The sequence below is a fragment of the Terrimonas pollutisoli genome (genome assembly GCF_029360765.1).
In the GTDB taxonomy this organism is placed as follows: domain Bacteria; phylum Bacteroidota; class Bacteroidia; order Chitinophagales; family Chitinophagaceae; genus Terrimonas_B; species Terrimonas_B pollutisoli.
Genome location: NZ_JARKNA010000017.1, coordinates 1 through 21973 on the forward strand (window position 1 = coordinate 1; position 21973 = coordinate 21973).

Sequence of the window (21973 nt, forward strand, 5' to 3'; positions counted from 1 at the left end):
GAGTTTTGCGTGTGGTAACTCAAAATTATCTTTTATTAATGCTCACTTCTTTTTTTATACACCAAACAGCCTATTGCGTTGACCAAATAGTTTTTTTGACATATTAACTAGCAACTTGAGTTAATTAGAAAGAAAAACATACAATGGAAAAAGGGGCGTGGCCGTTTCGCCAGCGGAGCATTTGGCGGCATGCGATTTGTACTTTCACTTTTAGCGTTTTTCATAATAACCAATTTCTGTAACAAAAAAAATATAGCCGATGGTAGCAGCGTTGAAATTTACTCATTAAAAACAGTTCAATTTGTGACGAATAAATGCCAGGTGGATGCATCCAAGTCAATGATTGAAGACACCCCTCTTGTTACAAACCACAATATTGTCGAATATGTTAAGGCGAATTACGAATTTAAACTGACAGACGAGGCGATACAAAAATTACAAACTTTAAGAACCCGGAATGCATTTGCTGTAACTGTTGACAAACAGGTTATTTACTATGGCATATATATGCCAGATTATTTAAGTTCTTCCTGCGATCATTCAATTACTATGAGCCAAAGCTGGTCGCCTGATAATAAAATCAGGATGCGGCTGGGTTACCCCGGACAACTCCAGAGTGTAACAATTGATGATAAACGAAATGATCCTACGCTTCTGGCTGCACTTGCAAATCAAAATAAACTGAGGTAAAGCATACTAACCAACATCCGGTTATGGCTGGTTTCCGATTATATCCGCATCGACTTCCATTATCATCTTCAGTAGTTTAGTTTAGTGATCCGTCAACTGATCATTTATACAGATGCTGATCCTTCAGGTAGTCGATCCCGTTTTTCTTCCAATAACTTATTCCCCATTGACTGACGAATTCATATAGGGGAGCAAGAGATTTTCTTGTTTATGCGGGGTCTTCCCCAACTTTATAACTAAACATAATGGGATTTATTTTGTTACCCTAGTACACCGAAAGTGTGACTTGTTATCAAACTTAACCGATATGGTAGGTGAAAAGCAACACAAGCTTTTCATCTTCACACAAATTAAAAACAATAATGAAAGCAGTAGTTATAACATCCCATGGAGAGCCGTCAGTACTACAACTACAGGAAAGGTCTCAACCAGAAATGGCTGCTGATGAAGTCCTGATACAAGTGAAAGCCGCAGGAGTAAATCGTCCTGATGTTTCTCAGCGAAAAGGACACTATCCTGCTCCACCGGGAGCCCCGCAGGATATACCGGGACTGGAAGTGGCAGGTATTATTACAGCAATCGGAAATAACGTTACACAATGGAAAGCCGGTGACAGGGTTTGTGCACTAGTTGCAGGAGGTGGCTACGCAGAATATGTGAATGTGATCGCCGGACAGTGTTTGCCAATCCCGGATCATTTCAGTTTTGCAGAAGCTGCAGGTTTACCTGAAACTGTTTTCACCGTATGGAGCAATGTGTTTCAAAGAGGCCGTTTACAACCGGGAGAAACGCTGCTGATACATGGTGGTAGTAGTGGTATTGGCATTACTGCTATTCAACTGGCCAAAAATAAAAATGCTAAAGTCATTGTAACAGTGGGAACCGATGAGAAGGGGCAGGCCTGTATAAATATGGGAGCTGATAGGTTTATTAATTATAAAACACAGGACTTTGAAAAAGAGCTGGCTGATGAAGGCGTTGATATAATACTGGATATGGTAGGTGGAGAGTATTTTGAAAAGAACTTAAACATTCTGCATCCGGAGGGCCGGTTGGTTTATATTAATTCGATGAAGGGGAATAGGGTGGAGCTGAATATTACGAAGATGATGCAGAAAAGAATTACCATAACAGGCAGCACACTCAGAAGCAGGGATGCCGCATTTAAAACTTCACTGGCGATAGATATTTATAAAAATGTATGGCCGATGATGGAAGAAGGTAGATTCAAACCTGTTGTATTCGCTACATTTCCATTGGCGGATGCGTATAAGGCGCATGAACTGATGGAAAGCAGCGATCATATCGGGAAAATAATCCTGGTGAACGAATAGGTTTTTTCATTTTTTCCAAAGTTTGTCATTAACCACCCTTTCGATCACCTGGTCGCGGTAGTTACGGCTTATGGGAATCCGAAAAGATTGAATAATTATTTCATTGTTTTCAATCGCCTCTATTTTTGGAATAGAAACAATATACGATTTATGTACCCGGATGAAGGACTGTTTATCCAGGTTTTGCTCAACGTTTTTCAGGTACAGCAGCGTAATATATTTTCCTTTCTGCGTAAAAATGGTAACATAATTCTGCATCGCTTCTATGTACAGGATATCATCGAAGTAAATTCTTTCGTACTTGTAATCACATTTGATAAAAAAATAATTTTCAGTTGAATTAGTTTTCGCTAAATCATTAGAAGCCGATCTGGCCAGTAGATGATGATAGTCTTTGGCTTTGCTGACCGCTTTGAAAAAGCGGTTAAATGTTATTGGCTTTACGAGATAATCCAATACATCTAATTGAAAGCCATCCAGTGCATAACTCGGATAGGCAGTGGTAATGATCACCATTGGCGGGTTCTGTGTCATCTTGAGAAACTCGATGCCATTTATAACCGGCATTTGAATATCCAAAAAAATAAGGTCTACTTCCTGTTCATCCAGCATCCGGGTAAGATCTACAGGGTTATTACCCGTGCCTGTCAGCTGTAAAAAATCTATCTCCCGCACATAATTTGCAATACATTCCCTGGCTAATGGTTCATCATCAATGGCTACACATTTTAATGTCATACTAAAATATTTTCCAAAAGCGTTGCTTATGCCTGTTTTAAAATTAACCCATCTTCCACTATCCGCATTGTTGGTAATTCTTCAATTTTTTGTGAATGCAAATTTAAGCGGAGCATTACCCGGAACTGTTCATCATCTTTTTCTATAACCAAATCATGGTCCCGGGGGTAAATCAAATCCAATCTTCGCTGTAAATTCTTCAATCCTATACCACCGTAATTGATGAAGTCTGCGGAAGAATTATGCACGGCTGAAATGCTGTTTGAAATATTGAGGGTCACCTGGTGCTGGTTAAACCGTAGGTTCATCTTTATCCAATTCGGTGTATCTTTTTGCTTTGACACATGTTTGAAAGCATTCTCGATAAAAGGCATTAAAATAAAAGGCGCAATAACCAGGTTGCCGGAATGCCGTTCTTCAATTTGCATGGACAGTTCGATATTATGCTCCTGTCTCAATTTTTCTAATTCAATATAATTTTCCAAATATGTCAGCTCCTTATCAAGCGGAATTTGATTTTCATTGCATTCATATAACTGGTATCTGAGTAATTCTGAAAACTTGGCCAGCGAATCAGATGCCATATCCGGGTTTTTATGAATCAGTACGAATATCGAATTGATACTGTTAAACAAAAAATGAGGATTGAACTGTGATTTAAGAAATTTTAATTCCGTTTCTAATTTTTCTTTCTCCAGCAATTTTTCCCTTTGTTTGGTTTGTATCCAGTTCTTGGTCAGCTTTACACTCATGGCCAGCGTCATACTGGCGGCAGTGGAAGGAAGAGAGGTGACCTGGAAAAAATATGAATAATTGCCGGGATCAATTCCATATAATTCCTGGAACGTCTTTCCCGACAACCAGGCACTTGCATAATAACCGGGAACAATCAATGCTGCGATGCAAACGGTGGTTGCTATAAGCAGGCACACATAAAGCACATAACGACCCTTTTCTAAAAATTTAGGAATGAGAAAATAGAGATTGAAGTATACTCCTATAGCCTGGAAGATGACATAAAACCCAAATTTTATGGAATAGGGAGTATAGAGAATATTATTGGCTACTTCCCAGGCGCTGCCAAGGTACAATGTCCACAATATGTAGTGATAAGCAAACCAAAAAGGCAGGTGATAAATCTTGTACTTATAAAACCAGTTGTATTTTGATTTGTTAATGGGCAAAATGATTACAATTTCTGGACGTTTGGAAATCAGCAAAAAAGATTCTTACATTATTTTTAAAATTAGGTAAAATCCCGGGAAGGACTTCATCAGAATATAACCTGCATTAAAATATTGATCAGAGGGTTTCCAGCATTGATGAAAGGTATTTATTGTTAATTTTTTCTTCCCGTACTTCATTTTGAAGCATAAAGAGTAGCTCATCAATTTTAACGGGCAGCTTAGCATATAAACTTTTAAAGAATTCTTCTTCCTGTTTTCTTTGTTGCTTCATTGGTTTAATAAAGCGCTGCTCCAGGCAACTACTAATTTCTAAAAACAGGATGATAATATGCAAACCTTACTTGTAAACTTATTATTATTTTTCGTTTTGCAGAATACTTTTGGCCAGGTATCCGGGAAACTTACAACTGACGGCGGCCAACCCGTTCCATTTGCCAATGTACTTCTTTTGAAAAGTACCGACACCTCTTTTGTAAAAGCCAGTTTAACGGATGAAAAAGGGGGTTATCAATTTGAAGATACCAGGCCAGGAACTTATATCCTGCGGTTTAGCAGCGCCGGTTACCAAACCTGGGATTCTCCTGTATTTGAGCTAACGGACTCACAGCAAAGTAAAAATTTTGGAACACAGGTAATGAAAGAAGATACAAAACAATTGGGAGAGGTGGTAATACGATCTGAGAAACCATTGATCCAGCAGAAACCTGAAGGCATCATCGTAAACGTAGAAAGCAGTTTGATGACGAAAGGAAGTTCCGCCTTGCAGGTTTTAGAACGATCACCCGGCGTGGTAATTAATCATCGGGACAATAGTATTGAATTAAACGGAAAAAGCGGAGTAACGGTAATGCTGAACGGTAAGCCAATGCGGCTGTCAGTAGAGCAGGTCGTTAATTTATTAAATGGAATGAACGGGGATGATATTGCGACAATAGAACTGCTGACCACTCCGCCTTCAAGTTATGATGCCGAAGGAAGTGCCGGGCTGATCAATATCATACTAAAGAAAAATAAGAGGCAGGGAACGAACGGTTCTTTTTCCCTGACCGCCGGTTATGGTTATGGAGAAAAAGGAACTGGCAGTGTCAATCTTTCGCATAATAAAAGGAATATGAATTTATACGGCTCATATACTTTTTCGCATAACAGAACTTACAGCAACATGTTTGTGAGAAGTGCTCAGAATATGCCTTTCATGGGCGGTGATGTATTTGTTTTGGGCTGGTTTACTACAAAGGCTGTGAGAAATAATCATGATGCAACAGTTGGGCTCGATTTAAAACTAAATTCAAAAACTACTATCGGGAGTAGTCTTACTTATAATAACAGCGGTAACTCCACCGCCAACTTTACCGATGCCGGTTACAATGTTTTACCGGATTCGCTATTGCAGTTTAACGGTGATAACAGGGCCACCAATCGCTGGAATAATATGATAAGTTCTTTTTACGTAGAAAGATTATTGAAGCCCGGAGAAAAGATCAATGTTGATGTTGATTATCTCTACTTTAATAACAAGGCCCGTTCCGAAGTGCAAAGTACTTTTATTAATAAACACGGGACGCAGGCAGGTACTGACGAGCTATTGTTTTCTCCCCGGCAGAAAGGATTGGCCAATACAACGATACGGGTTGGCGTAGCCAAAATGGATTATACAAAGCAAGTAAGTAAAAAAGTAAAATTAGAAACAGGGGTTAAAGGAGCTTACACTCAAAGTTCAAGTATATCGGGAATTCAAAGCCTGTTGAATGGAGTATGGACAAGCGGCGATCAAATATCTAACAATATTGTTATGAAAGAAGGCATCGGAGCAATCTATGCTTCTGTTAATTCGCAAATAAATCAATCAATGAATTTGGTGCTTGGTGCCAGGTATGAATATTCGTATACCAATATGGATAATTCAAAATCGGGAAACAATATAGCTAAACGGAAACTGGGGGCTTTGTTTCCCAGCCTGTTTTTTTCAAAAAAACTAAATGATCAATCTGAACTGCAGTTATCTTATACCAAACGGATCACCAGGCCTTCTTATAATGATCTGGCATCCTATGTAGGATATAGTGATCCAACAGCTGTTTATACCGGGAACCCTTTTTTAAAGCCAACTATTACTAATAATATAAAGCTGGGCTATAATTATAAAAGCTATTCTTTTTCTTTATTATTCAGCAGGGATGACAATGCGATTATACGATATCAGTTAACGGAAAGCCCTGCACGGGATATGTTGTTTATTTCTCCTCAAAATCTTAAAAGATTAAATACTATAACTTTTCAAACCAGTCTTCCATGGAAAGTAAACAACTGGTGGACCATGAACTATGGATTTGTGGGTGGGCTCAGAAGATACAAAACAGAATATACCAAAAAGCCGTTTGAAAAATCATTTTTTGGATATTCCCTCAACTTCAGCCAGGCATTTAAGCTGCCAAATAGTTTTTCAGCAGAATTTTCAGGGTTGTACCATTCTTTATCTTATGACGGTTCAAGAAAAGTAGAAGGGTTTGGCGTGTTGAATGCCGGCATTAAAAAGGAATTGAAAAAAAATGGCGGATGTTTTCAATTATCTGTTGCTGATATTTTAAGTAAGGAGCGCTATATTATCAATTATGGAACGCTTACAGAAGAAGCTTTTTCAATAAGAAGCCATGTTGCTTTTTATCCGGAATCGGCGAAAGTTCCTATTATTAAGCTAACTTACTCCAGGTCTTTTGGCAATAATAAATCAAAAGCTCAAACACAAAGAGGCATAGGATCTACGGATGAAAGAGATCGGATCAGAAAAGATTGATGTAAGAGTATCAGCAATTTTTAAAAGGACGCTCAGTTCGTTTCCCGGGAATTGATGCAAGCGATGTTGAATTAGTAAGCGAAAAATTAAAAATTATTTTCCCGCCAATATAGTTGGTGACTCGCCCCACTCATCCTGGTAATAAACTGCATTCTCAACCAAAACATTTGATGAGTTTTTTAGCTTTATCGCGTTATTAATTTCCGTTGACTTTACCATTTTTATACCAGTGATTGTAGCACCTATCACATCATCAAGAAAAAGCGCATAGCGATTGTCGGGTTTCTCAAAATTAAAACTGCAGTTCTTTACAGTGAGGCCCATTACATGTCTTGCCCAAAGACCATAAGATGGTTGAACTTTCAGGTTGGAAGCATTGTATTGCCCCACACCCAATTCAGGTGGACTGGCTGCTGTATCTGACAAGGGGTTTCCTCCTTTCACCAGTACATGCACATCATTGAATACAATATTTTTAATGTAACCGGTATGTTTACCATTGGGCAGCTTAAAATTTAAACCGCCTTCAACTGATTTGGTATCGGGTAAACTATAACCTGCAATGATGGGAGTGGCTCTTCGCTGCGAACCGTCATAGTCTTTCCACCCCGGTTTGTTAGCGCCATAAGAACTTCCGCCATATACTTCGCTAATGTCAATACCATTTAAAATAATATTTTCTACCACGCCGATATTGACGTTAGTAACGAGCAATTCATCATGTTTTGTCCCGTTTTCATCAAATTTAAACCGGCCTACGCTGGCGCCTAATATTCGTCCACGGTTTGAAATTGAAATAAAAAAAGGAGTGAACGTGCGAAGCATTTTTGATCTCGAATGAAGGATACCGGTATGCCCGCAATTGAGATGAATATCTTTGATGTGGGCCCCATCATTCGTAGAAATAGAGAAACCTGCTTTGTTAGCGCCCAGCACATAGATATTATCTACATGAATATCCATGATATCATCGGCCGTTTCAGAACCGATTTGAAAAAGGTTGCAATTGGTATCACCTATGATGTTTCGCACTTTGTAATTTTTTGCCGGCCGGGTGAAACCGAGTGAACAATCTGAACCTGGTTTTACAATATCATCTGAACTTACTTTCGAATAGATATTGGTAACGGTTACATCATTGCAACCCATGAAATCATAAATGTCGCGGGCGTTGGAGGAGTTGTCTCTGCCAAAATAGGTATCGTGCACATTAATATGGTCAGTCCCCGTGGCCAATAAAACAAAATGTCCGCCGCGATCTATCTTTAGCATATTATCCGTATCAAAATCCCGCGATCCATCTTTCCTGATATAGTATGGTTCATCCCGTGTTGAATCATACCATAAATCATTCTCCCGGTAAATACCACCAATTTCCAGGTTTGTACAGAGTTTTAACGTAAACATTTTATCAGCCCGATTATCCGGGGCATTAATCATCACTTTGTCGCTGGTAACCAGGTTGCCGTTGCCGGTGATATAGCCATTGCCAATGATCTTGATATTATCCAGCCGTTCTCCAAAAAATAGAGTATTACGGAAGTAATGATGACCTACATCTTGTTTGGTCAGGTAATTTTCCGAATCAACATAAGGGCCAACGTCAGTGGGTGAAAGCCCTGAACGATATTTTTTATCACTGAACCAGGTAGATTCAGGTGTATCCGCACCCTTGATCGCTTTGATCGTTGCGCCTTTATTGATAAACAGGTACACATTACTTTTTAAATGGATTGTTTGCACATTGTAGATTCCATCGCTGAATAGAAGAGTGCCGCCACCCATTTCATGAAGCCGGTTGATTGCCTGGTTTATTTTTTCAGTATCATCACCACCACCATCTCCTTTAACACCGAATTTTTTAATATCTATTTTACCAGAATAGAACCGTACTTTATTGGAATATCCCTTGCAGGCACCTTCTTTAACAAAGAGCCTGAAAGTATAGAGTTGATCAGGAGTCAGGTTGCTGATGGAGGCCACCGCTTTTTTTGCATCAATGACAGCATTGGATCGGGTCCATGTTTTGCCGTTATCAATTGATTGCATCACCTGGATACCTGTGGTGATCACATTACTCCATTTAAGAACAAGTTTTGTATAGGTGTCAGTTGTTTCCCTATAATGAAGTGATTTGTCAGTTAATCGCTCTAAATCAGAAATATTTTTCGTTACTGTCAATAAGGCCGTTTCCGCTCCCATACCAGGGCTGGTCAATACTGCTGGTTTTGAGGTAGTATAATTTGTTTGAAAAAGATAGTGACCAATCCTCGGGATTTTAATATCCCTGGTAATGATTGTAAGATCTGCGCCATTGGAAGGTCGCAAATCAAGATGGGTGAATACAAGTGAAGTGCCGCCGTCTGCAGATTTTCGTAAGAGAACTTCGCCAACAACCGAATACGAATAGTTGGAACCGGTGCGACCAATAGATTGCTTAGCGAGGTCTTTTAATTTGACTTCTCCACGGCCAATAACATTTACGGTGGTATTATCCATATTCACGGGGATACCCGGGGGGATATTTATAGTGACGGTAGCATCAGGACTTCGCTGACCTGCGGTAAAATGGAGAGTAATATTGGTCGAGCCATTGACGGTGATAGAATCATGTTCTATTCTAAGTTGACCGCCTATTGCACCTGGCCTGTTGCCCAGGTAATAGACCTTTCTTTTTTTACCGTTCGCGGCCGACACGACAAGACGGTCGCCGGTGTCAATGTTTCCACTGTTTTTGATCATTCCACTTTGATCAATGACATGGTATTGTTGTTTCGTTCCATCTTTGTAGCGAACCTGGGAAAGAAGATTTAGTATGCTGGTTTTTATGGATACCAATCCCTGGTCTTCCGGGGTGTCTACGGTGAACGAATAAGTGGAACCGTAGATGACGATAATACTATCAGGAGTGATATGGCTGATATGCGTAGAACGGTATGGGACAATTTCAACACCTGTCCGGGAGATCTTGTTTTGTTGAGCTGACGCAGCTATAGTTAGAACTATAAATGTTGAAAAAAATAAGTGCATCTTCATCATGCGAAGTAACGTTTGAATAAAGGATAAAGTTATTTCAAAGCCCGGCAGACAAATAAAGAAGAGTTACGATCAACTAACCTTAATTAGCATAGTGTGGTGACTATAACAACCGATAAGCTGCCACCGTTCTGCCATTAAAAGTAGGTACATATAGGATTTGGTTTACCGGGTCATAACCAATATCTGCTGTATTCTTTTTTTGCTGGTACGTTTCAAGAAGTGTTTCAATGCGACCATCCGCATGCACGTACCAGATAGAGCCGCTCCAGGCCGAGACGATATAGTCACCATTTCCAACAGGCTCGATGCCATCACCACCCTGTGGCAGTTCAGCAATAGTGGTCAGTTGTTTTTGTGCATCTGCTTTTACAAGCAATTTCCCCGACGCAATGATCAGGTCGTTGCCAATAGCTCTTAAGCCATTAACGCCTTTCATATTTTCCAGGTAAAGAGACGCAATATTATTTTCTATGCGCCAGATCCTGGCTGTACGTGAGTCAGAAACATATACAACACCTTTATCGGTGATAGTGATATCGTTTAATCCCTTTGCGCTGTCGATTGGTATTTTCTTTTCAATTGTTCCCCTGGCAACATCTATTACTACGATATTTGAAATATCGGCTACATACAAACGGTTACCCGCAATACCCAGTCCTTTTGGTGCGTTTAATCCGGTGATCCAATCGGCCATATAATTTTTCCCATCCAAACCAAGTCTTGCGACACCCCCTTTACCATCTGCGTCCCATCCACCCCCATCAATTAAAGAAACATAAAGTGTGTTGCCAACAGGTAACACCGATTCGGGTACGGCTACAGCAGAGTCGGTTTCCCAAAGTTTTTCCAGGTAATGGGACTGCGCACTAATGATTTGAACAGAGCCAATGGCGGCGACTAAAAAAAGTAGTTTCATGCAGGAGTTGTTTTAAATATCTTTTGTAAATTATTTATCGTAGTTGAGGTTATGCATTTTTCATACAGTGAAAAACCTAGGAATATGCGATGATGCAAAAAAAAGAGAATATAGCAAAACAGGCATCCCGAAGGTTGCCTGTTTATTCAATTATCTTAACATGTACAATCGGATGCTATCTAAGCCTTAGCCATTTCTCCCATAAATTCTTTTTGATAGGTAAGAGGGCTTTTGTTGGTGATAAGTTTGAAATACTTATGAAAACTGGTAAAATTATTAAAACCGCTTTCGTAACAAAGCTGTTTTACACTAAGATTATTTTCAATCAGCAATTTGCAGGCATGACCTACCCTGATTTCAATTAAAAACTGTGAATAGGTCTTTCTTGTTTTTGATTTAAAATAACGGCAGAAAGAATTAGGGCTGATATTAGCAACGCTTGCAATCTCTTCCAGTTGAATAGGGCGTTTGAAGTTTTTGATGCTGTATTCATAAATAGCCTTGATACGGTCTTTCTCATTTTCTACCAGGTCATATTTAAAGCCGATAGAAGATAAAGGTTGCAGTTGTTTGCAATCAGCTATGAGGGTGAGTGCCTCCATCAATAAAAGGATACGATAATTATTATCCGTTTGTAATAGGGCTTCCAGGAGTTCAGCCACTTTGTATCGGGTCTTGCCGGTTATTTGCAGCCCTCTTTTAGCTCTATCCAGGAGCCCCTTGATGTGAACGTTTTCGGGCAGCTGTAGAAAGTGGGAGCCCCAGAAGTTTTCGCAGAAATGCGCTACTCTCACATCAGCTTTTTCTTTTGCTTCTTCTTCAAAATACGAATCATCAAATCGCCAGTAATGCGGAAGGTTGGAGCCAACCAGCACTACATCGCCCGCCTTAAATTGTTTGATACTGTCACCGATAAACTGGGTGCCTTCACCCTTTTTAAAATGGATCAACTCAACTTCGGCGTGATAATGCCAGCGATTGTTAACATACGGAACAAGATCCTGGCGAACACTGAAGGAGTACTGCGGTTCATTGCAGACTTTTAATAATTGGGGTCTCATATGCAAGCGTTTTCGTTAATAAGCAGTCTTTACGTGGAAGTTTTGTAAAAACGTATTTGTACCGCCAATTTAGCTTATAGAAAGTGAGCTTTTATCATAATCTTACGCAAACGTTTTCGTGACTGGGCGTGCGGTGTAATCAATATGTAATCAATGATTTAAAATCGAAAAATAGATGAAGAGTCTTAGAGTTTTTAGCCTCTTTCCGTATGCTTTTCCGGAGTATAAAAAACGCTTACCTGGAAAGCAAAAAACAGGTTTCCGGATGTCAAATTAATCGATCTCCGGGAACTGTAATAAAAAAATTACGCAATCGTTCCCGGCAAAATCGGTGCAAATATTCTTTTTAAAAAACATTCCACTCTAACCAGTCATCCTGGTTTTCGTTTTTAAAAAGTTCTGCAGGTAAAGTCGTTGACGTGGAATGTTAAGATTGTTGAATAGACAGGCGTGTTCTGAAAGCAGTATAACGCTATTAATTATGCGGATTTTTTACCGGCTATTTAGCCGTAGATCTTCTTTCAACTATTTGAGAAGGAATTATCATTTTCCTTTCAGTGGGTAAAATCATCTTTTTCTCAATGATTTTAAAAAGTATGTTGGCAGCTTCTTTACCGATATCGTACGCAGGTTGAACAATGGTAGAAAGGGGTGGATCAAACAATGCAGCTGCGGCTAAATTAGAAAAGCTTATCACCTTAATTTCCCGCGGTATATTGATACCTAATTCCTGGCAGACCTGATAAGTATTAACAGCTAATTTTTCAACCGCAGCAAATATACCATCCACATTTTTTTCTTTTTCAAGAAAGTCACGGATGGCCTGCCGGTTTTCATCATCATTAAAAGTACACTCTAGTGTCACGTCATTTTCGAGGCCATACATTTCCAACGCTCTTTTATACCCCAATTTTCGCCTGGCGCTGATGGAAAGTGTTCCGGCCATGGATAAAAAGGCGACTTTCCTGCAGCCTGTCTTCAAAAGGTGTTCGGTGGCTTTGAAAGCTGCATCGGTATCATCTGTTGTTATACGGGGTACGTTCAGACTTTCGCATACCCTGTCAAAAAGAACCAAGGGTGTGTTACCCTCCTGGTATGCCTGCAGGTGCTCAAAACTGGTAGTTGTATTCGAAACAGATATCATTAATCCATCTACTCTTCCGTTTCTTAATAGTTGAAGGATATCTTTTTCCCTGGCATGGTCTTCATGGGTCAGGTAGATCAACACATGATAACCTTTCTTTTGCGCAACCGCTTCTACGCCATTCATCACTTGTGAAAAAAAGTTATTTTCTATTTCAGGTACAACCACGGCGATGGTTTTGCTTTTGCTCTTCCTGAGGCTGCTGGCGTGGGGATTGGGCTGAAAGCCTAGCTTTATTGCTAAGGCCTTTACCCGTGCTGTTGTCTCCGGGCTTATTTCATGACTATCTCTCAGTGCCCGTGATACCGTCGACACCGACAAGTTCAGCTCTTCAGCCAGTCGTTTTAAATTTATGTTATCCATCCGGTGGCGTACAGATTTTATTTTAAGCAGCTACCAAATTTAGGTCACAATTTCCAGAAGTAGGTATTTCAAATATAGTGGCTAAACGGCATGCTAATATTGCTGAATAATAGGGCAATTTTTGAAAGCGGTCAGGTCAGCAATATATCTTTATTTGCAATGGGTTAAAGCGACCTTCCAAAAATGACATATCGCCAGGTATATGACCGGCACAAAGGCGGATGGTTTGCGAAGATGATCGGGTATACGTATGGTCTTGCGTGTTGTGCCAATATCAAAAAACCAGGGGACATAACCGGTTACGTGAATTAGAAATGATGATTACCCGTTTGTTATAACTATCACAAATGAGCTACTATGATAAAAACGTTTTTGAGTGTGTTATTGATTTCTTTGACAGCAACTGTTTCCTACGCTAACGATTCAACCAGAGTAATAAAAAAAAATGTATGGCATGATGATAATGCAGGTTTGAAATTACCCGCTGGATTTGGGGCGGCGGTTGTTGCCGACAGTCTTGGTAAAGCCCGTCACATCGTGACAACGACGCAGGGAGCCATCTATGTTAAATTGGATAGACTGTTAGGCGGCAAAGGGATTGTCAGGTTGAAAGACACAAATGGCGACGGCAGGTTTGATGATACAAAAAGTTTCGGCACATATAGAGGCACCGGCATCACCATTAAAGGAGATTATTTGTATGCTTCTTCCAATGACGAAGTATACCGGTATAAGTTGGATAAAAATGGCGAAGTAATAAACCCTGATGACCCGGAACGAATTATTAAAGGCTTAGTCAACGGCAGGCAACACAATACCAAATCGATTGTGCTTGATGATAAAGGGAATATTTACGTTAACATTGGCGCTCCATCCAATTCATGCCAGGAACAGGATAGGGGAAAGGGGTCAAAAGGAAAGGATCCCTGTCCGCTTTTAGATACCGCTGCAGGCATCTGGCAATTCAAGGCAGATAAAGCTGATCAATCATATAATGACGGCGTTCGCTACGCTACAGGTTTGCGCAACGTAATGGGTTTAGATTGGAATTATCAAATTAATGAATTGTTTGTAGTACAGCATGGGCGTGATCAGTTAGATATGTTTCCGGAATATTTTACGGCGCAACAAAATGCAGTGATACCCGCGGAAGAAATGTTTATGATTAAGAAGGGTGCTAATTGTGGATGGCCCTATTGTTATTTTGACGTACAGCAGAATAAAAAAATGCTGGCTCCTGAATATGGCGGCAATGGTAAAACAACAGGCCGGTGTGAAGGAATGGAAAAACCGATTGTAGCTTTTCCTGCACATATGGCACCGAATGCATTATTGTTTTATACGGCTAGTATGTTTCCTGAAAAATATAGGAACGGGGCCTTTGTTGCGTTTCATGGATCATGGAATCGTTCGCCGGAGAAGCAGGAAGGTTTTTATGTGGCATTTGTACCTTTCAAAAACGGAAAACCCAGTGGCGACTGGGAAGTTTTTGCGGATGGCTTTGCTGGTGTTGAAACGGTGATGTCCACCCGTGAAGCAAAGCACAGGCCGTGTGGATTAGCGCAGGGGCCGGATGGCTCTTTGTATGTGAGTGACGATTCAAAAGGCACTATTTATAAAATTGTTTACAAATGCAATTAAAAAACATTCGTGGAATTATGGAAAAGAGAATTATTTTCTTGCTACCGGTATTACTGATTACATTAATTGTTTTTGCTGCGTCGCAGTTACCAGATAAAGCAACCATGGAGAGAGGCAAAAAAGTGTATAACAGTTATTGCATTACCTGTCACCAGGCAGATGGGGGTGGAGTACCACAGCTTAATCCACCGTTGGAAAAAACATCTTATGTATTAGGCAGTAAGACAAAATTGATCCGGGTTGTGCTAAAAGGGATGGATAGTCATGAGGAAATAGACGGGGAAATATACAGCAATACCATGGCGCCCTTCAATTATCTTACTAATCAGCAAATCGCTGATGTACTCACTTATATCCGCAATAGTTTTGGCAACAAAGCTACATCTGTTACACCAGGTGATGTGAAATACGTTCGGGCCAGGACGAAATGATTTATCTATTCACGAAATAGGTTTAGAAATTTTCTTTTGACCTTGCGAGTAGAAAGACTAAATGATAGATTAAAAAGAAAAGGTCGCTGATTTTCAGCGACCTTTCCGGAAAGAAGTGATCCCGCTGGAAGAACACAAATCTGATATCTTGAATTGAAAATTAATTAACCAGGCTTTCTCAAATTTGATGCCCGCTCGAAATAGAGGGGTACATCTTCTGTATCATGGATAAAAGATATTTTTAAATTTTTTGCCAGCGACACCTCCCGGAAACTTGTATAAATATTATGGTAATGAAGAAAGTATCAAGATGAGAAACATTGCTATATGTAGAAATTGTTTCATGAACTTTTGTTTTAGTTGTAATTTTTTTTTGCTGTATGATCTTCGCGAAGTAAGCTGCTGCAAGATCAAAATACCATCGGTATATGTAAAAAACCTTTCAATAAAAAGCGCCGGGAGCTAACAATAAACGGATATTTTTGACGGTAGCGAAACAGCTATTTTTTCGCATCATTTATAAACGGCAATAATACCACCAGTATGTTCAGGCAGATCGGTTTCCTACAGCGTCAACTTATCTTTTCAACTTTGTTGTTTCTCTCTTTTCAGCAGCAACTATGGTCACAGGGAGCAACAAGTTTTACAACCAGCTATTTTAAAATAAATGTTGACAGGTCGGGTTACATCACGCAGATATTAAACCTTAGTAGCAAAACTAACCGCAACTTTAGTAATACAGAAAAAAAATCACCGCTGTTATGTCTTTACAACAGCAGAACCAAAGAATATTTTTATCCGCAAACCTGCAGTTACCAGGCAAAAGAAAAACAATTAACTCTGAAGTATAGCAATGGCTCCGTTGCTCTTATTAAAATTGAACCACAACAAAAATACATCAAGCTTACGCTGAAGGATGTAAGGAACCGGAATGGTATCGATGCAGTTGAATGGGGAACGATTCATACCACAATCAATAACCTGTTTGGTGAAATTATTGGCGTGGCAAGAGATACTTCACGTGCCGTTAACTTTTCGATTGGTTTACTGGCGTTAAATGATATTACCACCGGTGGGCCTGCCAATTCTGTAGGCGACTCAGGCGGAGGTTACTATACCATTCACACACCTGATGCAAAGAGATTTCCATTGCCTGATTCTTTGCACGAAGGTGATCTGTTTACAATGGGTGGTGATGGACGTAATGATGTTGCGTTTTATTCACGCCCCGAAGAATTTTTCCGCATCGTTTCAGGTAATTCCGCATTCATTGATAAGAAAGGAAATGTTTCAATTGCCTATCATGCGCAGGATCGCCGTAGCGAAAAAATGATTCTCTACCCGGCGCCGATAACACTGAAAAAAGAAGATGCACAGCAATCGGAGTTTATAAAAACCAACTATCCCATTCACCAACTTACACAGGCATTACCGGGCATTGATTATATCGGCTCTTCTATAGCACTTTGGGGAGCTCCGGATACAGAAGCGCTTGCTGTTTTAGAAAACATTGTACTCAACGAAAAACTTCCACATCCTACTGTAAACGGAAAATGGATCAAAGATCCTTCGGCTTTTATACCGGATGTAAGTTGGGCAGGAAATTATGACAGTTGTCTTTCTTACACAAGACAGTTAGGTTTTAAAGCTGTACAAGGTGAAGGTCTGGGTGAGTTTTATCCCAACAGGTCCAACAACGGTCATATCAATTGGAAGCTTCCCTATAAAAGCGGCAAACAGGAGATTAAACCCTTTACGGATGAAGCCCTGAAGTATGGTGTTTTATTTGGATTGCATACGTTGAATAATTTTTTACAAAACCGAATCAGCAGTGATGTGAGTCCTGTACCAAACGATAGTCTTTGCAAAGTGTTTACACGAAAATTAGCAAAGCCTGTTACTGCAACAGATACATTGCTGTATGTGGATGATCCAACTTATATGAATGAATATGGCGGATGGGAAGGACATACAGAGAATGTTTTGAAAATAGGGAAGGAACTGATTCATTATAAAGGTGTAAGTGCCGCAGCTCCTTATTATTTAACTGGTGTCAAACGTGGTTACTGGAATACGAAAGCGACCAATCACCAGCAAGGAGCAGTGATTGAAAAACTGATGACCAACTGTTATGGCGGCCTTGCGCCCGATATGTTTTTGCAGGATCAGCTGGCTGTTTATTATGCGCAACTATCGCAGGTAAATACCATGCATTATATTGACCTGGATGGGGAAGAAGGATTTTTATACCAGGGCCATGGTAATTATGCATATAAGCGTTTCTTTAACCGCTTCTTTGAAGAATGTAAAAAACGAAACATTCCTTACATGCGTGTAATGGGTGCAGGTGTTACCGAAGGTGCCTGGCATTATCAAAGTGTTTGGAATGTAGGAGGTGGCACCAACATGTATTTTATCAGAAACCGTAAATGGGCGATAGAAGGCAAAGACATCCGAAATATTGCGTTTGCCAATTACTTTCCTTCCACCTTTGGAATTACGGAATCATTGCGTCCCAATTCCACGGTACAGGAATGGGAAAACCTGCAGGCCCTTTCTGTAGGTGTAGGTGTAACATATATGATGAATCTCTCTGAAAAAACAGTGGAGGCGTGCACGCAGAAATATGCAATTTTCAAAGCGATCCGTATTTGGGAAAATGCAAGAGCAGCAAATGCGTTTACTGCTGCTGTTAAAGCAAAACTGGCCAATACAGATAAAGAATTTCATTTAGAGCAATTAGACGAACGCACATGGAAGTTGTACGAAGTGTGGGATGGCCGTTTTGTGAATCCGGTTCTGTTAACAGCAGACAAACGCAAGTAAGGGTGAAATAAATGTTATCAATGATCAATAACCGCCTGCTATATCCCTCATTAAATGGATAGCAGTACCTTTTTCGCCCTTGTGCATCGGATAAAGATTCCAATGGTCAGCATCTGCCTGTTCAAGATGCCAGTCTTTCGCTGGATCGGCTAACAGTGTTTTAATGCTTCGTGGAAATGCATTGGCAGCTCTTGCATTCTCCCATGTTCTGATCGCTTTAAAAATAGCCTCCTTCTGAGGGCAACTTTCAACGTCCTTCTGATTCAACGTTAAGCTGTAAGTTGTTCCAACTCCCACAGAAATAGCCTGCACATGCTCATAGTCTTCAACTTTTGAATTGGCGGTAATGGGAAAATTGCCTCCCATACCCACCGGGAAATAGTTGGAATAAGTTACATCTCTGAGATCTTTCCCCTGGCTGGTAGTGCTCCCCCATTCACGGGTGTCAACATCGTACAGATTTTTTCCGCCGCCAACATTCCAGATACTTTGATAATGCCAGGAGCCCTCAGATAAAGTAGCCCCGGTAAAACGGATGGAGGGAATACCCAGTGCTGCCGCTCTTTCAAACATTTTACGAAAGAAACGCTTGGCTGAATAATAACCATGTCCATTATTGAACAGAAATTCCTGTCCATCGAAATCGTAATACTGCAGATCGTTGATAAAACAGACATCAGCATAGTACTCAGCAATTTTATCCTGCAACTGAACATTTGGAATGAGTCCGTCATATCCATAATTAATTGTAACCTGGAGTTTATAGATCGTATCTCCATTAGTGTGATTTGATGGGATAGTTTTCCAGTATCCGCGTTTTACATTTAAAAGCCGGTAAGGTTTTTTGTCAGATATGCCCATGTAATGAATAAGCTCCTTGCCAATTTTTATCATATTAAGGTTTTCACAATGCCCTTCCCAACTGGCAATCTCTTCAAGATGCGCGGGGTCATCTACAATAATGATCGTATCTGCAGGATTGATGCTATTTACCAACAAACGTTTTTGCTGATAACACAAACTATCACTTGGGTTCGGACTAGCATCCATGGTTCCGGGAGCCAAAGCGTTGGTAATCGGTGTCCGTCCAATTGTAATGCCATATTTAGCGGCCATATCCGAAAATTCCCTATGCGAAACATTTCCTCTTGTTAACTTCAAGGGCTTCTTCTCAAAATTCTTTCCATCAATAAAGCCATTATTACCCCGATCAGGTCTTAAGAAACCCTGGTCATATAAACTGATTGTTTTAAAACCTAACCTTGAAGTGTAAGAGATAATGCTGTCATACAAGCCGCCACTGGTAATAGCATCGGGAACATAAGCGGCGGGGTCTTTTACCCATTTCCCATTGATAGTTGGATAAGGAAGTTTTTCTGACAATACGATATGCTGAATAACATCCAGCAAAGCGGTACTGTCTGCACTGCCCCATAAGGCTATGGAAGATCCTATATAATCTACACCAGGTAATGGCTGTACTTGCAAATGGTTTGGCTTGTTGGCAGCCATATTGGGGATAAGCGAATAATAAACTTCTCTTTCAAACGAGCGGTCTCTTGATTGATAAGAAAGTGATATTCTTCCTTTTTTGTCCACCAATGCAGCATTGCCATACATTATTCTGTACCATGGTTCTTTGTGAGCATAAAAAGCAACATCACTGATACCATTTCCTCCCAGTGTAAACACCTGTCCTTCGTGCAAGCTGTCAGGCAAAGGAAAACGTTTAACGTCAGGCGTATGAATGATGTATTGAAAGGGCGCTGCGTCTGCAATTGTTTCAGCGATTCCTCCCAGGGTATTATCATTTAAGGCAAGCATACCGATGGCATAGTTTACGGCAGCACTGGTATCTCTTGCCACACCAATTATTTCTCCTAACAGATTATTGATATTGGTATGCAGGGGACCCCATTGAATGACATCAATGTCCTTGCGGTTGATAAGCGATTGCAAGGTTAGTTTAAAATACTTCGCTTTTGTTTCCAGTTTAACGGTTGCTACCGAACCATTTGCATAGGATAAAGTGAATGTTTGTTTACTCTTTGTATAAACTGCTTTTTGTGGTTTGTAATACGTTTGCTTATTGCTACTGTACAAACTTAGTAAGGGCGATGGTTTGTCTGCAGGACTAAACTCCCGGTTAGAACCTTTGGTTATGTTTTTCAAACTGGTAATATATCCCTTCTTGTCAATCCTGATTTTTAAATACGCAGTAGATAATTCTATTTGGCTATGAGCCTTTCCTATAGATAAACAGGTGATAGTTAAGATTAGAAACGCGACTTTTTTTATCGTAGTAAAGTGCATGTTTTTCATATGTCTTTTCAAAATAGAAATGAATGTTTTCGCGGGCCAGTTTAGCTTTTACTTTGGCTCATACTGGTAGCGGGTAGATTATGATGTAACATCTCTTTCTCCCGGGCCAGCATTTTTTCAATCTCTTCCAAACTTTTTCCTTTTGTTTCTATCAGTTTACTTTTAGCGTAGAAAAAAGACAGAAGGCAGAAAAAGGAGAAAATAAAAAACGTTACAGCTATCCCCAATCCATCCCGCATGATAGGAAACAAAAGGTTGACCAACCAATCGGATACCCACATGGTCATAATACAAACCGACAATGCCGTGCCCCGTATATGCGTTGGAAATATTTCGGTGGAGATGACAAACTTTAACGGCCCCAATGAAAGAGAAAAAAACAAAAGGAACAAAATAATACAGCTGAGCATCAACCAGCCGGTGATGTTTAGCGAAAAGCAAATACCGGTTAATGCCAGCGCTATGGCTGCGCAGATGGAACCAAAGAGGTATAAAGGGCGACGGCCCCAGCTATCTACTTTTATAATAGCGATCAATGTAAAAAGTACATTGGCGACACCTAATATTACCTGGTAAAACAGGGCGTCGCTGGTAACGATGCCAGCCGATTTCATAATGGTAGGGCCATAAAAAATAACACCATTAATGCCGCTGAGTTGCGATAGCGCCGTGAGTATCATCGCCAGCGCCAGCAATTTACTTAAAGGCAAACGCATCAGTTCGGCAAAGCCTCCTTTTTTCTGCGATGCCATTTCCTGGATGGCTTTTAATTCAGTTATCGCATTTTCTTTGCCGGAAGTTTTTGTAAGTATCGCCAGTGCAGCATCTGTTTTTCCGTACTGTACCAGCCAGCGTGGGCTTTCAGGTACTATCAACAGTAATAATGCAAATGCCAGTGCTGGAATCACACCCACTAAAAACATACCCCGCCATACATTTTCTATAAACAGCCAATGGACTATTCCGCCATCATCACCTGTATAGGCTGCCGCATTTCTTTGTAAAAAAAGATTGCTCAGGTATGCACATAATATGCCGATCGTGATGGCAAGCTGATAGAATGTGACCAACCCTCCCCGTTTATGCGCCGGGGCGATTTCTGAAATATAGAGCGGTGATACGTTGGATGCCACACCTACTGCCATGCCAGCCAGGATGCGAAAGAAAATCAGCACAGCGTACTCTTTTGAAAATGCGAAACCTGCTGCACTGATGAGAAAAAGGAAGGCAGCAACAAACAAAACCTTTCTTCTTCCTATTTTATCACTGAGGTAACCGGAAAATGCTACGCCAACAATACAACCCAGCAGCGCACAGGAAACAAACAAGCCTTCCTGCGAAGAAGATAATCCGTATTGCAATTTGACAGGTTCGATTATACCGCTAACAACGGCCATATCAAAACCAAAGAGAAAACCTCCCAGCGCTGCAATAGGCGTTATGAGAGCAATAAACCGGTTTGTTTTTGGCTGTGACATAAGCTTTCG

General features: G+C 40.3%; 15 protein-coding genes. 6 read left to right on the plus strand and 9 right to left on the minus strand.

Going from position 1 to position 21973, the window contains the following annotated elements:
* Positions 1–303: 303 nt before the first annotated feature.
* Together P2W73_RS20715 and P2W73_RS20720 are read left to right on the plus strand one after the other, a co-directional pair.
* Entirely contained in the window at positions 304–690 is a 387-nt protein-coding gene (locus tag P2W73_RS20715; protein WP_276504013.1) for a hypothetical protein, read from the plus strand.
* A 362-nt stretch (positions 691–1052) separates the two neighbouring features.
* Positions 1053–2024, plus strand: coding sequence for an NAD(P)H-quinone oxidoreductase (locus P2W73_RS20720; protein ID WP_276504014.1), 972 nt, complete (start codon positions 1053–1055; stop codon positions 2022–2024).
* 6 nt (positions 2025–2030) lie between these two features.
* On the opposite strand, the gene P2W73_RS20725 is transcribed toward P2W73_RS20720, so the two are convergent.
* The 3 genes from P2W73_RS20725 to P2W73_RS20735 all read right to left on the minus strand — a co-directional run bounded on the left by P2W73_RS20725 (position 2031) and on the right by P2W73_RS20735 (position 4220).
* Positions 2031–2762: a LytR/AlgR family response regulator transcription factor gene (locus P2W73_RS20725; RefSeq protein WP_276504015.1), complete on the minus strand. Its 732-nt coding sequence runs from the start codon at positions 2760–2762 to the stop codon at positions 2031–2033.
* A 26-nt stretch (positions 2763–2788) separates the two neighbouring features.
* Positions 2789–3946 carry a sensor histidine kinase gene (locus P2W73_RS20730; protein ID WP_276504016.1) on the minus strand — a complete coding sequence of 386 codons (1158 nt, stop codon included), beginning with the start codon at positions 3944–3946 and terminating at the stop codon, positions 2789–2791.
* A 118-nt stretch (positions 3947–4064) separates the two neighbouring features.
* Positions 4065–4220, minus strand: a complete 156-nt coding sequence (locus tag P2W73_RS20735) for a hypothetical protein (RefSeq protein WP_276504017.1) — start codon at positions 4218–4220, stop codon at positions 4065–4067.
* Between the two features lie 57 nt (positions 4221–4277).
* Here P2W73_RS20735 and P2W73_RS20740 point away from each other — a divergent pair, with 57 nt between their 5' ends.
* Entirely contained in the window at positions 4278–6743 is a 2466-nt protein-coding gene (locus tag P2W73_RS20740) for a TonB-dependent receptor (RefSeq protein WP_276504018.1), read from the plus strand.
* Positions 6744–6836: 93 nt separating this feature from the next.
* On the opposite strand, the gene P2W73_RS20745 is transcribed toward P2W73_RS20740, so the two are convergent.
* From P2W73_RS20745 to P2W73_RS20760, 4 genes are all read right to left on the minus strand, one after another.
* Positions 6837–9782, minus strand: a complete 2946-nt coding sequence (locus tag P2W73_RS20745; protein WP_276504019.1) for an endopygalactorunase — start codon at positions 9780–9782, stop codon at positions 6837–6839.
* Between the two features lie 100 nt (positions 9783–9882).
* Positions 9883–10698 carry an NHL repeat-containing protein gene (locus tag P2W73_RS20750; protein ID WP_276504020.1) on the minus strand — a complete coding sequence of 272 codons (816 nt, stop codon included), beginning with the start codon at positions 10696–10698 and terminating at the stop codon, positions 9883–9885.
* Between the two features lie 179 nt (positions 10699–10877).
* A complete protein-coding gene (locus P2W73_RS20755) occupies positions 10878–11759 on the minus strand; it encodes an AraC family transcriptional regulator (protein WP_276504021.1) in 882 nt (293 codons plus the stop codon).
* A 499-nt stretch (positions 11760–12258) separates the two neighbouring features.
* Positions 12259–13266, minus strand: a complete 1008-nt coding sequence (locus P2W73_RS20760; RefSeq protein ID WP_276504022.1) for a LacI family DNA-binding transcriptional regulator — start codon at positions 13264–13266, stop codon at positions 12259–12261.
* A 357-nt stretch (positions 13267–13623) separates the two neighbouring features.
* On the opposite strand from P2W73_RS20760, the gene P2W73_RS20765 reads away from it, so the two are divergent.
* From P2W73_RS20765 to P2W73_RS20775, 3 genes are all read left to right on the plus strand, one after another.
* Positions 13624–14907: a PQQ-dependent sugar dehydrogenase gene (locus P2W73_RS20765; RefSeq protein WP_276504023.1), complete on the plus strand. Its 1284-nt coding sequence runs from the start codon at positions 13624–13626 to the stop codon at positions 14905–14907.
* A 17-nt stretch (positions 14908–14924) separates the two neighbouring features.
* Positions 14925–15338 (plus strand): c-type cytochrome, encoded by a 414-nt coding sequence (locus tag P2W73_RS20770; RefSeq protein WP_276504024.1) that lies wholly within the window; start codon positions 14925–14927, stop codon positions 15336–15338.
* 543 nt (positions 15339–15881) lie between these two features.
* A complete protein-coding gene (locus tag P2W73_RS20775; RefSeq protein ID WP_276504025.1) occupies positions 15882–18164 on the plus strand; it encodes a hypothetical protein in 2283 nt (760 codons plus the stop codon).
* Positions 18165–18188: 24 nt separating this feature from the next.
* On the opposite strand, the gene P2W73_RS20780 is transcribed toward P2W73_RS20775, so the two are convergent.
* Both P2W73_RS20780 and P2W73_RS20785 read right to left on the minus strand, forming a co-directional pair.
* Positions 18189–20336: a hypothetical protein gene (locus P2W73_RS20780; RefSeq protein ID WP_276504026.1), complete on the minus strand. Its 2148-nt coding sequence runs from the start codon at positions 20334–20336 to the stop codon at positions 18189–18191.
* A 191-nt stretch (positions 20337–20527) separates the two neighbouring features.
* Positions 20528–21964, minus strand: coding sequence for a sugar porter family MFS transporter (locus P2W73_RS20785; RefSeq protein WP_276504027.1), 1437 nt, complete (start codon positions 21962–21964; stop codon positions 20528–20530).
* Between the last annotated feature and the right edge of the window lie 9 nt (positions 21965–21973).